At 38.7% G+C, this 14530-nt stretch carries 15 protein-coding genes; 6 read left to right on the top strand and 9 right to left on the bottom strand.

Annotated elements, in window-relative coordinates; genetic code table 11:
- Positions 1-5: 5 nt before the first annotated feature.
- Positions 6-740: a peptidoglycan editing factor PgeF gene (gene pgeF / locus RHO12_11400; protein ID WVD65957.1), complete on the top strand. Its 735-nt coding sequence runs from the start codon at positions 6-8 to the stop codon at positions 738-740.
- A 41-nt stretch (positions 741-781) separates the two neighbouring features.
- Here the strand turns inward: pgeF and hemW are convergent, their stop codons facing one another.
- From hemW to yeiP, 4 genes are read right to left on the bottom strand one after another with little or no spacing between them, the layout of a single operon-like run.
- Positions 782-1909: a radical SAM family heme chaperone HemW gene (gene hemW, locus RHO12_11405; protein WVD65958.1), complete on the bottom strand. Its 1128-nt coding sequence runs from the start codon at positions 1907-1909 to the stop codon at positions 782-784.
- Between the two features lie 3 nt (positions 1910-1912).
- Positions 1913-2806 (bottom strand): tRNA 2-thiocytidine(32) synthetase TtcA, encoded by an 894-nt coding sequence (gene ttcA / locus RHO12_11410; protein WVD65959.1) that lies wholly within the window; start codon positions 2804-2806, stop codon positions 1913-1915.
- 13 nt (positions 2807-2819) lie between these two features.
- Positions 2820-3536, bottom strand: a complete 717-nt coding sequence (locus RHO12_11415; GenBank protein ID WVD65960.1) for a phosphatase PAP2 family protein — start codon at positions 3534-3536, stop codon at positions 2820-2822.
- A 23-nt stretch (positions 3537-3559) separates the two neighbouring features.
- Positions 3560-4132 carry an elongation factor P-like protein YeiP gene (yeiP, locus tag RHO12_11420; protein ID WVD65961.1) on the bottom strand — a complete coding sequence of 191 codons (573 nt, stop codon included), beginning with the start codon at positions 4130-4132 and terminating at the stop codon, positions 3560-3562.
- A gap of 101 nt (positions 4133-4233) precedes the next feature.
- On the opposite strand from yeiP, the gene RHO12_11425 reads away from it, so the two are divergent.
- On the top strand, positions 4234-4500 hold the full coding sequence (locus RHO12_11425) for a YkgJ family cysteine cluster protein (GenBank protein ID WVD65962.1): 267 nt from the start codon (positions 4234-4236) through the stop codon (positions 4498-4500).
- A 97-nt stretch (positions 4501-4597) separates the two neighbouring features.
- Complete coding sequence (locus tag RHO12_11430) at positions 4598-6097, top strand: amino acid permease (GenBank protein WVD65963.1); 1500 nt, start codon at positions 4598-4600, stop codon at positions 6095-6097.
- Positions 6098-6168: 71 nt separating this feature from the next.
- Here the strand turns inward: RHO12_11430 and infA are convergent, their stop codons facing one another.
- The 4 genes from infA to RHO12_11450 form a co-directional block, all read right to left on the bottom strand.
- On the bottom strand, positions 6169-6387 hold the full coding sequence (gene infA / locus RHO12_11435) for a translation initiation factor IF-1 (protein WVD65964.1): 219 nt from the start codon (positions 6385-6387) through the stop codon (positions 6169-6171).
- A gap of 236 nt (positions 6388-6623) precedes the next feature.
- Positions 6624-7505 carry a 50S ribosomal protein L11 methyltransferase gene (gene prmA, locus RHO12_11440; GenBank protein ID WVD65965.1) on the bottom strand — a complete coding sequence of 294 codons (882 nt, stop codon included), beginning with the start codon at positions 7503-7505 and terminating at the stop codon, positions 6624-6626.
- A gap of 1 nt (position 7506) precedes the next feature.
- Positions 7507-8940: a sodium/pantothenate symporter gene (gene panF, locus RHO12_11445; protein ID WVD65966.1), complete on the bottom strand. Its 1434-nt coding sequence runs from the start codon at positions 8938-8940 to the stop codon at positions 7507-7509.
- A gap of 14 nt (positions 8941-8954) precedes the next feature.
- Complete coding sequence (locus tag RHO12_11450; protein ID WVD65967.1) at positions 8955-9212, bottom strand: YhdT family protein; 258 nt, start codon at positions 9210-9212, stop codon at positions 8955-8957.
- 142 nt (positions 9213-9354) lie between these two features.
- Here RHO12_11450 and RHO12_11455 point away from each other — a divergent pair, with 142 nt between their 5' ends.
- The 3 genes from RHO12_11455 (at position 9355) to plsY (ending at position 13256) form a co-directional block, all read left to right on the top strand.
- Complete coding sequence (locus RHO12_11455) at positions 9355-9555, top strand: ribosome alternative rescue factor ArfA (protein WVD65968.1); 201 nt, start codon at positions 9355-9357, stop codon at positions 9553-9555.
- Positions 9556-9782: 227 nt separating this feature from the next.
- Positions 9783-12620 carry an excinuclease ABC subunit UvrA gene (uvrA, locus tag RHO12_11460; protein ID WVD65969.1) on the top strand — a complete coding sequence of 946 codons (2838 nt, stop codon included), beginning with the start codon at positions 9783-9785 and terminating at the stop codon, positions 12618-12620.
- Between the two features lie 39 nt (positions 12621-12659).
- A complete protein-coding gene (gene plsY, locus RHO12_11465) occupies positions 12660-13256 on the top strand; it encodes a glycerol-3-phosphate 1-O-acyltransferase PlsY (protein ID WVD65970.1) in 597 nt (198 codons plus the stop codon).
- A gap of 69 nt (positions 13257-13325) precedes the next feature.
- On the opposite strand, the gene RHO12_11470 is transcribed toward plsY, so the two are convergent.
- Positions 13326-14510 carry an MFS transporter gene (locus RHO12_11470; GenBank protein WVD65971.1) on the bottom strand — a complete coding sequence of 395 codons (1185 nt, stop codon included), beginning with the start codon at positions 14508-14510 and terminating at the stop codon, positions 13326-13328.
- Positions 14511-14530 lie beyond the last annotated feature (20 nt).

The raw sequence follows: 14530 nt of genomic DNA on the forward strand, positions 1-14530 counted from the left end.
TAACAATGCTTAAGGCGGTTTATCCTAATTGGCCCGCGCCAGATAACATCCGGGCATTGACCACCACTCGTCAAGGTGGACGAAGTACGGCGCCTTACCATTCGCTTAATTTAGCTAGCCATGTTGGCGACGATCTAAATCATATTATTGAAAATCGTATGCTCGTTAAACAATCAGAAGGGCTACCAAGCGAGCCAATTTGGTTAAATCAAATTCACAGTACTAAGGTGATTGATCTTGCTAATTATCACTCGGTCGATGCTGATGGGAGCTATAGTCAGCAAAAAAAGGTAATTAGTGCGGTATTAACAGCAGATTGCTTACCGGTGCTATTTTGTTCGCAGCAAGGCGACGAAATCGCTGCTGCTCATGCTGGTTGGCGCGGATTATGCCAAGGGATCTTAGAAAATAGCGTTCGTCATTTTAAATGTCAGCCATCGCAAATCATGGCGTGGTTAGGCCCAGCAATTGGGCCGTTAAAATTTGAGGTCGGCGCCGAAGTCAAAGCTCAATTTGAGTTTTATGATAGTGAGGCATCTAATGCTTTCCAATTAGTCGAGCAAACTCAACAAAAGTATCTTGCTGATCTCTATTTATTAGCTCGACAACGCTTAACCAAGCTTGGCCTGCAGCATATTTATGGTGGAGAACACTGCACTTATAGCGAAAGTGAGTTATTTTACTCTTACCGTCGCCAGTCTCAAACAGGTAGAATGGCATCCTTAATTTGGTTCGAATAGCACTCAATTTATTAGCAAATTAGATTAAAACCATACGGTTGTTATAAAAAGAGCTCGAGCAGTGAATTAAGAAACAATTTACCTCGTTTTGTGAGTTGCCAATTATCCTTATCTTCCGTAAGATAGCCTTGCTCTATTGCTAGTTTAATCGGTTGTTCTATATGCTTAAATGTTAAGCCTGTCCGTTCAATAAAGCGGATTTTAGGTGCATCTTCAAATAGCCTGAACTGATTCATAAAGAATTCAAAAGGTAGTTCATCATGTGGTACTTGATAAGATTTTTCTAAATAACGTCCAGTTAAATAGCCTTTAGGATGCCTTGTTTTTACTGTGCGAATGATTTTGCCATCGGCTTGAGTCAATTTACCGTGAGCACCACACCCAATACCGATATAATCACCAAAACGCCAATAATTGAGATTGTGTTGGCACATCAAGCCAGATTTTGCGTAGGCAGACGTTTCATATTGCACATAACCATTATCCGTTAATAGCTTATCACCTTGTTGATAAATATCCCATAATAGCTCTTCATCAGGCAATTTAGGCGGTTTTGAACCGAACAAGGTATTAGGTTCAATCGTTAATTGATACCATGACAGATGAGGAGGAGAGAGTGAAATAGCTTGTTTTAGATCAGATAATGCATCCGATTGTGACTGATCGGGTAAACCGTGCATTAGATCAAGGTTAAAACTGCGCAAATTAAGTTTTCGTGCTAGTTGCGCCGCTTTAATTGCCTCATCAGGGTCATGAATACGGCCCAGTTTAATTAATTTATCAGGTTGAAAACTTTGTACGCCAATTGAGATTCGGTTTATTCCTGCATCAATATATCCGCTGAAATGGTTAGCATCAGCTGAGTTTGGATTAGCTTCAATGGTTATTTCCGCCCCTGCTGCAAATGGAATATAAGTTTGAATGTTTGTTAACAATCGGTTGATTAATTCAGCTGAAAATAGACTTGGTGTTCCGCCACCAATAAATACAGAATGGATCGCTCGATTATTTGTTAAGGCAAGATCGTGGCGTAAATCAGCTAATAGGTGATTAATATATTCCTCATATGCAGGCGCTTGCTTAATATTATGCGAATTGAAATCACAATATGGGCATTTTTGTACGCACCAAGGCATATGAATATAAAGACTAAGTGGAATATTCGTCATTAATTAGTTAACTTCTTGCCATAAAATTAGATCTTGCTCGGCAATTTCGCTGGCGTCAAAACTATTGATCGGCATTTCTTCACGATCAAAAGCAAGATCTCCTCCGTTAACAATTTCGTCGCCTTTTTTGATACCTTTAAAATCAAACAAGTTAGTGTCACAAAGGTGAGAAAGGGTAATATTTTGAGTAGCGCGAAACATCGTTTCAATGCGTCCTGGGAATTTTTTATCCCATTCGTTTAGCATCTCTTTAATGACTTTTCTTTGTAAATTAGGTTGAGAGCCACACAGGTTACACGGAATAATTGGAAAATGCTTTAACTCCGCATATTGGCTGATATCTTTCTCTTTACAGTATGCAAGAGGCCTTATTACAATATGTTCGCCGGTATCATTCATCAATTTTGGCGGCATTGCTTTTAGTTTTCCGCCATAAAACATGTTTAGAAATAGTGTTTCTAAAATATCATCACGATGATGACCTAAGGCGATTTTAGTTGCGCCAATTTCAGTGGCAGTACGGTACAAAATGCCTCGTCTTAAACGTGAACACAGTGAACACGTTGTTTTGCCTTCGGGTATTTTCTCTTTGACAATACCATAAGTATTTTCTTCAACTATTTTATGTTCTACGCCTAACGACAGGAGGTATTCAGGTAAAATATGTTCAGGGAACCCAGGCTGTTTTTGATCAAGATTAACCGCGATTAACTCAAAATTAATCGGTGCACTCATTTTTAAATTGAGCAAAATATCAAGCATAGTATAGCTATCTTTACCGCCCGATAAGCAAACCATGATTCGATCACCATCTTCAATCATATTAAAATCGGCAATAGCTTCGCCGACTTGCCGTCTTAAACGTTTGTGTAATTTATTCTGATTATAAATTTTCATATAATTTAATTAGTCATGAGGTTTTAAAGAAGCGCTTAGGTATTAAGCGCAATAGACAATGTACTAAATAATCGCTGGCAGGTGTTAGTAAAAACCAACTGAGTACAATGCTGGTTATGGCTAACGAACCAACATAAACATCTGTAAACCAATGCGCGCCAGCAATAATACGTGGCGCCGAAAAAACGATGACAATGATTGCTGATTGGATAAATGCTTTTAAACCAAAATATCGCCACATAAAAGCAGCAAAAATCATTAACATCATACCATGATCGCCAGGAAAGCTATCTCCAGATGCATCTTTAGTACCAAAATGTGTCAATTTTGAAATTCGATTAATTGATTCAAATGGCTCGAAATAGAGTGTTGGACTTTCATGAGCGATAGGAATAAATCGTCCCCATTGTTTAATCAAAACAGCCATCATAAGCATCATCAAGCCAAGCGCAATCATTTTTTGTTTCTCATCCTTATTCTCTCGGCGAAAATAGAGGTAATAAAGCAGAGCCATGGCTACAAAAGAGATTACATCAAAGATGCGATGATTAGTAACCGCAATTAAGTACAGAAATGTTTTATGGCTACCGTCTAAAAAGTGATTAAAAAAGTGAAAAATAGTTGAATCGATATCAAACCAAAAACCATCACGATAGCTATAATATTGACTGCTTAGTAGCAAAATACCAAATAGATTCCAGCATAGAATCTGAGTTATTCTTTTTGTCATAACGTTAATATAACCATCCAAAACTAGTCAGCACGACTCATAAAACGGCGCTCAGCAACATGGATTTTTATTTTTTCTCCGTTATTAATATATTCAGGCACTTGAACGGTTAAACCGGTAGTTAATTTCGCAGGTTTAGTTCGAGCACTCGCTGAGGCTCCTTTAATTCCTGGATTGGTTTCAATAATTTCCAGCTCAACTGTTTGTGGTAATTCCAGGGCAATGATTTGATCATCCACCGTCAAAACGTGAAGACCAGCAATTCCCCCTTCGGGAATAAACAGTAATTCCTCTTCAATTTGTTCTTGTTTAAATGAGTAAGGGGTAAAGTCTTCATCATCCATAAATACGTATTCATCACCATCGATATAAGAAAAATTAACTGCGCGACGGTTAAGCTCAATGAGATCTAAAATATCATCACCTTTAAAGCGCTCTTCAACTTTTAGACCTGTTTTTACATCGGCAAAGCGCATTTTATAAAGGGTACTTGCCCCCCGAGCACTCGGGCTTTGCACTTCAATATCTTTCACGAGGAGCAGTTTACCGTTGTAAGATATTGCATCCCCACGCTTAACTTCATTAGCTTTTGGCATAATTTTGTTTTCCAGTTATCAATAATAGCATAAATAAGCTCGCTATTTTAACGCTATCTTGCTATTGTCACCAGCAAATTTATTGTGTAAATCTGCGTGTTATGAATAATGATTTTCAGTGTCGAGAAAATTGCGGTGCTTGCTGCATTGCACCGTCTATTTCAAGTAAAATTCCTGATATGCCAAATGGTAAACGCGCTGGTGTAGCCTGTATTCATTTAGACAACAATTACCGCTGTTTATTATTTGCTATGCCCTCTAGACCGCTAGTCTGCCAAAATTTACGGCCCTGTTATGAAATGTGTGGTAACAGCAGGCAAGAAGCGTTTGAGCATCTAGAAAATTTAGAAGAGTTAACTCGTCCTTAAATAATTTTTATAAAAAATCGGTTTTATTAGAATTATTTATCTCTTATTGCCGTTTTTTTGATACACTTCGTAAAATTTTTCTCAAAAATAATATGTTATGCAAAATAAACTTAAACGTGATCTTAAAGCCCGCCATCTTACGATGATAGCGATTGGCGGTTCAATTGGTACAGGGTTGTTTGTTGCATCCGGAGCAACGATTGCACAAGCGGGTCCTGCTGGTGCTTTACTTTCTTATGCCATTATTGGTTTGATGGTCTATTTTTTAATGACCAGTTTAGGTGAGCTTGCCGCCTATTTGCCAGTATCAGGGACATTCGCGACTTATGGTGCAAGGTATGTTGATGAATCCTTTGGTTTTGCCATCGGATGGAACTATTGGTATAACTGGGCAATCACAGTCGCAGTCGATTTAGTCGCGGCGCAATTAGTTATCTCTTATTGGTTTGATTCCGGTAGCTATAATTGGCTATGGAGCGTGCTTTTTTTAAGTATTATTTTCCTACTTAATTATATTTCAGTAAAAGGCTTTGGCGAGGCTGAATTTTGGTTCTCGTTAATAAAAGTCGTTACGGTGATTATCTTCATACTATTAGGTACAGGGATGATTATTAATATTTTTTTAGATTGGTATCATCATGCAAGTGTGGTTACGGTTGATGGCATTGCAACAATAGTATCGACATCCCAAAGCCCTTGGTATAATTGGACAATTGGTGATGCTCCTTTTGTTGGCGGATTTTCCTCAATGATTGGCGTTGCGATGATTGTTGGGTTTTCTTTTCAAGGGACGGAGCTAATTGGGATCGCGGCGGGTGAGTCTGAAAATCCAGAAAAGAATATTCCCAAATCAATTAAGCAAGTATTTTGGCGAATTTTACTTTTTTATGTATTAGCGATTTTTGTTGTGAGCTTAATTATTCCTTATACCGATCCGAGCTTATTACGTAACGATGAAACGGATATTAGTGTCAGCCCATTTACGCTGGTTTTTGAAAATGCAGGACTACTTTTTGCCGCAGCATTAATGAATGCGGTGATTTTAACTTCTGTTTTATCGGCTGGAAATTCCGGTTTATATGCCTCAACGCGTATGCTCTATGCGTTAGCTAAAGAGGGCAAAGCCCCTAAGTTATTCACTCGTTTATCGCATTCTGGAGTACCAAGATTGGCGTTACTCGCGACGACCTTTATTGCTATGCTCTGTTTTTTAACCTCAATGTTTGAAGATAGAGAAGTGTATTTATGGTTACTTAACCTATCAGGTATGACAGGCTTTATTGCTTGGCTTGGCATAGCGATTAGCCATTACCGTTTTAGGAAAGGGTATATTGCCCAAGGCCTTGATCTTGACAAATTGCCATACCGATCAAGTTTGTTCCCGTTTGGTCCAATATTTGCTTTTGCGCTGTGTTTAATTATTACCCTTGGGCAGAATTATGAAGCCTTTTTACAAGATCAAATTGATTGGAATGGTGTTATTGCAACTTATATTGGCATTCCACTATTTTTAGTGATTATGTTTAGTTACAAATTGTTAAAAAGAACAAAGTGGATTAAATACCAAGATATGGATTTTAGCCGTATTAAATACTAATTTTTAGCTAAACCAAGCCGGTATCGCGCAATTTGGCGCGATACAATATGGCATAAATAGAAAATGGATTATTAGCGACTACGAAAGATGATGCGAGCTTTAGATAAGTCATACGGAGTCATTTCAACAGTAACCTTATCACCTGTTAAAATACGGATATAGTTTTTACGCATTTTACCGGAAATATGCGCGGTAACAACATGGCCGTTCTCAAGTTCTACACGAAACATTGTATTGGGTAATGTGTCAAGTATTGTGCCTTGCATTTCAATGTTATCTTCTTTTGCCATTGGATCCTCTTGATGTTTATTTGTACTAAAAATTGCTAATTTTATCGAAGCGTTAGATTTTGCAGATAATCTTTAGTCGCCATTTAAAACGATAAATAGCGGCAAAATGATGCCGAAAAAATCGCTAGATGTAAAGAAGTTTCTCTTATTTTAGGCAAATTAAGTTTTCCGCATTCTTATTATTACTGCTATTTTTTTGCATAATTAAATTTTTATAATAAAAAATAACGGTAAATTTAATATTTTTGACCGGTTATACGGCACCATTCTTCTTTGGTTACCACCGGATCTAGCTTAAAATATTCTTGGTAAGTGTCACACACACTCACTGATTGATTATCTAAAATGCCCGATAAGCCTAACAAACCATACGGTTTTACCAGTACACTGATGTGGGGCTCTAGTTCTCTTAGCGGGCCGGCTAAAATATTAGCAACGACCACGTCAGCGAGTAAGTTCGCAGGCACATCCTTAGCGAGATACAGCGATAGTTTATTACTAACGCCATTGCGCTCGGCGTTATCACGACTTGCTTGTAGTGCTTGTGGATCGATATCAATACCAATTGCCGCTTTAGCGCCTAATTTTAACGCCGCAATGGCTAAAATACCTGAACCACAACCATAATCGATAATCACCTTATCTTGTAAATCAAGTCCATCTAACCATTGCAGGCATAGGGCGGTGGTTGGGTGTGTTCCGGTACCAAAAGCAAGACCCGGATCGAGCATCACATTAACGGCATCAGGATCGGGAATATCACGCCAACTTGGACAGATCCAAAGGCGTTTACCAAATTGCATGGGATGAAAATTATCCATCCATTCGCGTTCCCAATCTTTATCTTCGAGTTGCTCAATTTTATAGTGCAATTCATTGCTAAATAGTGGCGATGCTTGCAGTGAATCAATTAAGTGTTTGGTATCTATATCTGCTTCATATAAACCAATAACATCAGTATTGCCCCATAAACGGGTTTCACCTGGCAAAGGTTCAAATACTGGCGTATCATAAGTATCTTGAAAGGTTACCGATACTGCGCCGTTCTCTTCGAGCAAATCACTGAATTGTTCGGCTTTATCATTAGTCGTATTAATTTTAAGTTGGATCCAAGGCATATTAATCTCTATTTGCTAAATGTTTGCCAAAATAATTGGCGAGTAAAAAGGCCACTAATCCGACAATTAATGCCGGTACAATCGGGTGGAAACTAAAAATTTGTATATTACTGCTAGCTAATATCACATAGCAAGCTGCGCCCAACGTCATCGATGCCAATGCGCCATAAGCATTAGCATGTTGCCAATATAGACCTAAAACGAGTGGCCACAAAAATACCGCTTCTAATCCACCAAACGCCAGTAAATTTAACCAGATCACCATCTCAGGCGGACGCCAAGCGGTTACAATTAATAGCACACCAAAAATAAAGGTAATCACAACCGATAAACGCGTCAGGGTTTTATCATATTTTTTCATCTCGGGTTTTATTGATAGAAAGAGATCTTTAATAATAACCGAGGAGACCTGTAATAGCTGAGCGTTGATTGTTGACATAATAGCGGCAAGCGGCGCGGCTAAAAAAATACCTGCGGCAATAGGGGGAAGTACACTCACTATCAAATTAGGCACAACTTGATCGGGGATTGCTAGATTAGGTAAAATGGCCCGGCCGAGTGCGCCAGATAAATGCATGGTAAACATGATTAGCGTAACCATAATAGTGCCTAAAATAATCCCACTATGAACGGCTTTACTGTCTTTATACGCCATACATCTCACCGCAGTATGAGGCAAACCGACTACACCAAAGCAGACTAAAACCCAAAATGACACCATAAATGGAAAATCCATAAAATTATCCGGTCCTTGTGGCGTCAATAGTGCGGGGTCAGTTTGTTTTATGGTCGCAATAATTTGTGTTATACCACCACCGGCATAAATAACGGCAATCAGCAAAATAATAGCACCGATTAACATAACCATGCCTTGAAAAGCATCATTTAAAATGCCGGCCCGAAATCCACCAAAAGCGGTATAGATAACAGTACCAATGCCAAAAATCAGTAAACCATACCCATAAGGGATACCGACAGAGGACTCTAACAACCTAGCACCACCAACAAATTGTACGGTCATTGCACCAACAAACGCAACAATAATCGCGATACTCGCAAGCCAGACAATTAAGCGACTATTATAGCGCGCATATAGCATATCACTTAAGGTTAGCGCATGATATTGGCGCGCTAAAATAGCAAACTTTTTGCCTAAAATACCTAATGACAAAAGTACAGTAGGGACTTGAATCATGGCTAGCAAAACCCACCCTAAGCCAAATTTATATGCAGCGCCAGGGCCGCCAATAAAAGAGCTAGCGCTAATATAAGTAGCGGCAAGTGTCATAGCAAGAAGAAATCCGCCCATGGTTCGGTTACCGATAAAATAATCGGTAAATTGTTCGCTTTTTTTACGCTTAAGGTAAGCATAGGCTGAAATCGCAAAAACCAGCGTGAGGTAAAGCACTAAAGGAACAATAATATCAATCTGCATAAAATATAGCGTCTTTATTGGTTAAGTTTTTGCTCTGATCGCTCTTTTCCGAGAGGAATATCTTTAAATCGATATTTAACAACTAAGTAGCAAATTAGAATAAACCCGATAGGTGCCAGTATACAGGATATTTCAAACCAAGCAGGAAATCCCAGTACACCTTGCTCATCAGCGAGGAAGTAAGCTGATATCACCCAAGAGATAAGATATAAAGCGGTAATATATAGCGATATTCTTGCCTCTTTATGCGCTTGTAAATAACGTTTATCCATTGAACAACCTGTAGCTATAACCCCAAAAGGGCATTAGATTAAAATAAACCTCATAAATAAGCAAGCCAGATATTGCTAGGTAATATTTGCGCTTTAAGTTAGTGCGAGTATAATGCCCTCGATACCACATAAGGAGAGTTTTATGAGTAAATATCAACACAAAAAAGGCACCATCCGTGCTAATGCTTTAGCGGCATTAATGAGTGACCCATTATTTAAACAACGTATTGAAACTAATCTAAAAGGCAAAGGTAGTTTTAAGCGTAAAGCGAAACACTGTAAACGAGATTATCAAGGAGCAGATAAAAGTAGTCTAGTTAGTCTATTTTTATCTGCTTTTTGATCTCCCCACGAGTATTTGAGCATCTGTTGGACGCTAAAAATATTTATCGTTATTTAAAACACGCTAACATCATGTTATGCCGCACATTAACAGATAAAATGATGTTTTATCCTATAGTTGTTATTTGTATATTTAATATATTTACTTAATAAACGCTGGTATAATGTACAGTTCATTTTTGGTTTTTGCCCTAAATTATTATTTTAACGTCGATAAAGAAGAGATACATGTCAATTAAAAATATTGAAATTCGTGGTGCACGTACACACAACCTGAAAAATATTAATGTCACCATTCCGCGTGATAAGTTAGTTGTTATTACGGGTATTTCAGGTTCTGGTAAATCTTCCCTAGCATTTGATACCTTATATGCTGAAGGGCAAAGGCGTTATGTAGAATCATTATCAGCTTATGCGCGTCAGTTTTTATCATTGATGGAAAAGCCTGACGTTGATCATATCGAGGGACTCTCTCCCGCGATTTCGATTGAACAAAAATCAACTTCGCACAACCCTCGTTCGACAGTGGGCACCATTACCGAAATTTACGATTATCTACGTTTGCTCTATGCACGTATTGGTGAGCCTCGCTGCCCAACGCATCACCTCCAATTGGCGGCGCAAACCGTGTCCCAGATGGTTGATTCAATTATGGCATTGCCAGCAGAGCATCGCTATATGTTGCTCGCTCCAGTTGTTACCGAGCGTAAAGGTGAGTTTGTTAAATTATTTGAACAACTATCGGCAAGTGGTTACATTCGAGTGCGAGTTGATGGCGATATTTATGACTTATCTGATCCACCAGTATTAGAATTGCAAAAGAAACACACTATTGAAGTTGTGGTTGACCGTTTTCGTATTCGCGATGATTTGAAGTCTCGGCTTGCAGAATCGATTGAAACGGCGCTATCGATCACGAATGGCATCATTAAAGTTGCTAATTTAGATGAGCCAAATAGCCAAGAGATCCTTTTTTCAGCGAATTTTGCCTGCTCGATTTGTGGTTATAGCATATCTGAATTAGAACCCAGACTCTTTTCATTTAACAATCCAGCGGGTGCTTGCCCAGATTGTGATGGTTTAGGGGTTCAGCAATATTTTGATGAAAAACGTATTGTACAAATGCCAGATGTTTCGCTTGCTGCTGGTGCTATTAAAGGCTGGGATCGCCGTAACTTTTATTACTTCCAAATGTTAAAGTCGTTAGCGGAACATTATAAATTTGATATTGATTCGCCGTTTGAAAAACTCCCCAGCAAAATTAAAAATATTATTTTAAATGGTTCTGGTCGTGAAGATATTCAGTTTGTTTATACCAACGATCGTGGTGATTCAGTTAAACGCACGCATCCATTTGAAGGGATTTTAAATAATCTGAGCCGTCGTTATAAAGAGACCGATTCGCAAACGATTCGTGAAGAATTAGCTAAATACATTAGTAATCGATCATGTCCGAGTTGCCAAGGTTCAAGGTTAAGACTCGAGGCACGTAATGTCTTTATTGATGACACTAACCTACCTGCCATTAGCGAATTAAGCATCCATAATGCTAAGGCTTTTTTTGGTGCACTCAGCTTAACTGGGCAACGCGCTAAAATTGCGGAAAAAATATTAAAAGAGATTAATGAACGGCTACAATTCCTCGTTAATGTCGGGCTAAACTACTTAAATTTATCGCGCTCGGCGGAGACATTGTCAGGCGGTGAGGCACAACGAATAAGACTGGCAAGCCAGATCGGCGCAGGGCTAGTTGGCGTTATGTATGTGCTCGATGAGCCATCAATAGGTTTACATCAGCGCGATAACTCAAAATTGATTGATACATTGACTCATTTACGTGACTTAGGTAATAGCGTTATTGTGGTTGAACATGATGAAGATGCTATTTTAGCGGCTGATTATTTAATCGATATTGGCCCTGGCGCGGGTGTGCATGGTGGTGAAATTATTGCACAGGGCACGCCAGAACAAGTCATGAAAAATAAAGATTCACTGACGGGTAAATACTTATCGGGTAAAGAGAAAATTGAAATCCCGACCAAGCGAACCAAACTAGATAAAAAGAAACAGTTATCATTAATTGGTGCGACTGGTAATAATTTAAAAAATGTCACCTTGAATATTCCGGTAGGTTTATTCACCTGCATAACTGGCGTTTCAGGCTCGGGGAAATCGACCCTTATCAATGACACGCTTTATCCATTAGCGCAAAACGAGCTTAATCGAGCCGAGAAAAGCGATATTGCGCCGTATAAAGAAATTAAAGGTTTAGATCATTTTGATAAAGTGATCGCGATCGACCAAAGCCCAATCGGCCGAACACCGCGCTCAAATCCAGCAACGTACACGGGCTTTTTTACCTCCATTCGTGAGTTATACGCTGGAGTACCAGAAGCAAGAGCGAGAGGATATAATCCCGGTCGTTTCAGTTTTAATGTTAAAGGTGGTCGCTGTGAAGCCTGCCAAGGCGATGGTTTAATTAAAGTTGAAATGCACTTTTTACCTGATGTATATGTACCTTGTGATCAATGCCACGGTAAGCGCTATAATCGTGAAACGTTAGAAGTTAAATACAAAGGCAAGGCGATTAATGAAGTATTAGACATGACGGTTGAAGAGGGGAGAGCCTTTTTTGACGTGGTGCCAATGATTGCACGTCGGTTACAAACGTTAGTCGATGTTGGCTTATCCTATATTACAATAGGCCAATCGGCAACGACCTTGTCTGGCGGTGAAGCACAGCGTGTTAAACTCGCTAAAGAATTATCGAAACGAGATACGGGTAAAACACTCTATATTTTAGACGAGCCAACAACCGGATTACATTTTGCCGATGTTAAGCAGTTATTAAATCAACTGCATCTATTGCGCGATCGTGGCAATACCGTGGTGGTTATCGAACATAATTTAGATGTGATAAAAACCGCCGATTGGATCGTTGATTTAGGTCCTGAAGGGGGGAATGGCGGTGGTGAAATTATCGCTCAAGGTACGCCAGAAGATGTGGCTAAATGTAAACAGTCCTATACAGGAATTTATTTAAAACCTATACTAGCAAAGAAATAGCCTCAACATAAGGAACACTATTTGCTGCTGATCTCGATTATGATGATAGCCGCTTATATAAGCGGTTCATTATCTGGTGCGCTAATTGTTAGCAAACTGATGCATTTACGCAATCCTAGTGATTATGGTTCTCATAATCCTGGTGCGACCAACATGTTAAGAGTCAATGGTAAATTCCCTGCATTGTGCGTACTGATTTTTGATATGCTAAAAGGCTTATTACCTGTTTATTTATCTTATCGGCTAAATATTTCACCATTTTTTTTAGGGATTATCGCTATTGCTGCTTGCCTCGGCCATATTTTTCCTTGTTTTTTTCGTTTTCAAGGTGGAAAGGGCGTAGCAACAGCATTAGGTTCAATGGTGATGATTGGTTTTGACTTCTCGGGATTATTTATTGCAACGTGGTTGATAACGATTGTCATCACCGGTTATTCTTCCGTTGCGGCAATTATTAGTTTTTTATTGGCGCCTTTATTTGTTTGGTTTATTCGTCCTGAACTCACCATGCCCGTTGCCATGCTATCATGCTTAATTATCATTCGTCATGCCAGCAATATTGGGCGCCTAATTAAAGGCGAGGAGCCCAAAATTCTTAATAGAAATAAAAAGTCTAAAATAAATATTAACTATTAACTATTATGGCGATTAACGTTGGTCGTCGTAGATTTTTAATATAATTCAGTTGAGCCTATAATCCTTCGATTATTGAGTGCCATTATTTAGACGAAAAATATATAAAACTACTGGAATTGCAACAATATTTATCGCCGCAGCTATAACCCAGATCGCACCTGGCCAGTCATTTCTAATCGTAAAATAGAAAAATGAGAAAAATAGAGGTGCAATAATTGATGATAGGCTTAATGTTGATGAAATGACACCTTGAAGCTGCCCCTGTTGATCACTTAGGATTTGGGTGGTCGCAAAGCTTTGTAGCGCTGGATTACCGATACTGCCAAGTGTAAAAACAGGAATTATCATAAACACCATCCAGCTACTTGTTGCAAAAGCCATGGTACAAAAACCAATACATAAAGCGAGAATGCTTAATAAAATAGTTTTTTTTCTTCCCAAAATACGGACGGCTAATTCTGGTAAAAAAATTTGTGATAAACTCTGACAAAGGCCAAACATTGCTAGAGATAGTCCTATCTGATATCCGTTCCAACCAAAAGCATCATTGCCCCACATCGCCCAACAAATACTGCAAGCTTCTCCTGTAAAACTGAGAATTAAAAAAATAGAAATAATTGGTAAGATATTTTTTGTTGTTAGCAACCAGTCAACTGACTGCAAAGGGGTAAACGTTAATAATTTAAACTCTTTTTTTATCACAGTACAAGTTTCAGGTAACACTAATAGAGTGAAAAGAAAATTACCCGCGTTAAGTAATGAGACGATAAGAAAGGGTAATCGGACCCAGTATTCACCAAGAATGCCTCCAAATATTGGGCCGAGAATAAACCCCATGCCAAACATAGCATTAAACAGACCAAAATACCTAGTTCGTTTTTCTGGAGCTGAAATATCGGTAACACAAGCCATTGCAGCGGGAAGGCTGGCACTTGTAATACCAGCGATTGCACGACTTATTATTAATGACGTTATATTAGTTGAAAAAAAGATGAAAACATAGCTGATAGCTGCACCAGCGAGCGATAATAGCAATACGGTTCGTCTTCCCATCCTATCACTTAATGCGCCTAATAAAGGTGAAAAAATAAACTGCATCAAAGCATACAGCATGGTCAAAATACCCATATAAATAGCTATGTTTTCAGTCTGTGTTATATCGCGTAATAAAGCAGGTAGAATGGGAAAAATAATACCAATCCCAATAGCATCAAGGAGAATAGTAGTAAAAATAGCAATAAGAGGTTTGTTCATATAGCGTTCCTATTAAAACT

The organism is Orbaceae bacterium lpD02, from assembly GCA_036251875.1.
Lineage (GTDB): Bacteria > Pseudomonadota > Gammaproteobacteria > Enterobacterales > Orbaceae > Orbus > Orbus sturtevantii.

Bases quoted from the DNA above. Each gene is read 5' to 3' on its own strand.
- hemW (WVD65958.1), bottom strand. From the start codon at position 1,909: ATGACGAATATTCCACTTAGTCTTTATATTCATATGCCTTGGTGCGTA.
- uvrA (WVD65969.1), top strand. From the start codon at position 9,783: ATGTCAATTAAAAATATTGAAATTCGTGGTGCACGTACACACAACCTG.
- RHO12_11425 (WVD65962.1), top strand. From the start codon at position 4,234: ATGAATAATGATTTTCAGTGTCGAGAAAATTGCGGTGCTTGCTGCATT.
- pgeF (WVD65957.1), top strand. From the start codon at position 6: ATGCTTAAGGCGGTTTATCCTAATTGGCCCGCGCCAGATAACATCCGG.
- RHO12_11455 (WVD65968.1), top strand. From the start codon at position 9,355: ATGAGTAAATATCAACACAAAAAAGGCACCATCCGTGCTAATGCTTTA.
- ttcA (WVD65959.1), bottom strand. From the start codon at position 2,806: ATGAAAATTTATAATCAGAATAAATTACACAAACGTTTAAGACGGCAA.
- RHO12_11430 (WVD65963.1), top strand. From the start codon at position 4,598: ATGCAAAATAAACTTAAACGTGATCTTAAAGCCCGCCATCTTACGATG.
- RHO12_11450 (WVD65967.1), bottom strand. From the start codon at position 9,212: ATGGATAAACGTTATTTACAAGCGCATAAAGAGGCAAGAATATCGCTA.
- plsY (WVD65970.1), top strand. From the start codon at position 12,660: ATGATGATAGCCGCTTATATAAGCGGTTCATTATCTGGTGCGCTAATT.
- RHO12_11470 (WVD65971.1), bottom strand. From the start codon at position 14,510: ATGAACAAACCTCTTATTGCTATTTTTACTACTATTCTCCTTGATGCT.
- infA (WVD65964.1), bottom strand. From the start codon at position 6,387: ATGGCAAAAGAAGATAACATTGAAATGCAAGGCACAATACTTGACACA.
- panF (WVD65966.1), bottom strand. From the start codon at position 8,940: ATGCAGATTGATATTATTGTTCCTTTAGTGCTTTACCTCACGCTGGTT.
- prmA (WVD65965.1), bottom strand. From the start codon at position 7,505: ATGCCTTGGATCCAACTTAAAATTAATACGACTAATGATAAAGCCGAA.
- yeiP (WVD65961.1), bottom strand. From the start codon at position 4,132: ATGCCAAAAGCTAATGAAGTTAAGCGTGGGGATGCAATATCTTACAAC.
- RHO12_11415 (WVD65960.1), bottom strand. From the start codon at position 3,536: ATGACAAAAAGAATAACTCAGATTCTATGCTGGAATCTATTTGGTATT.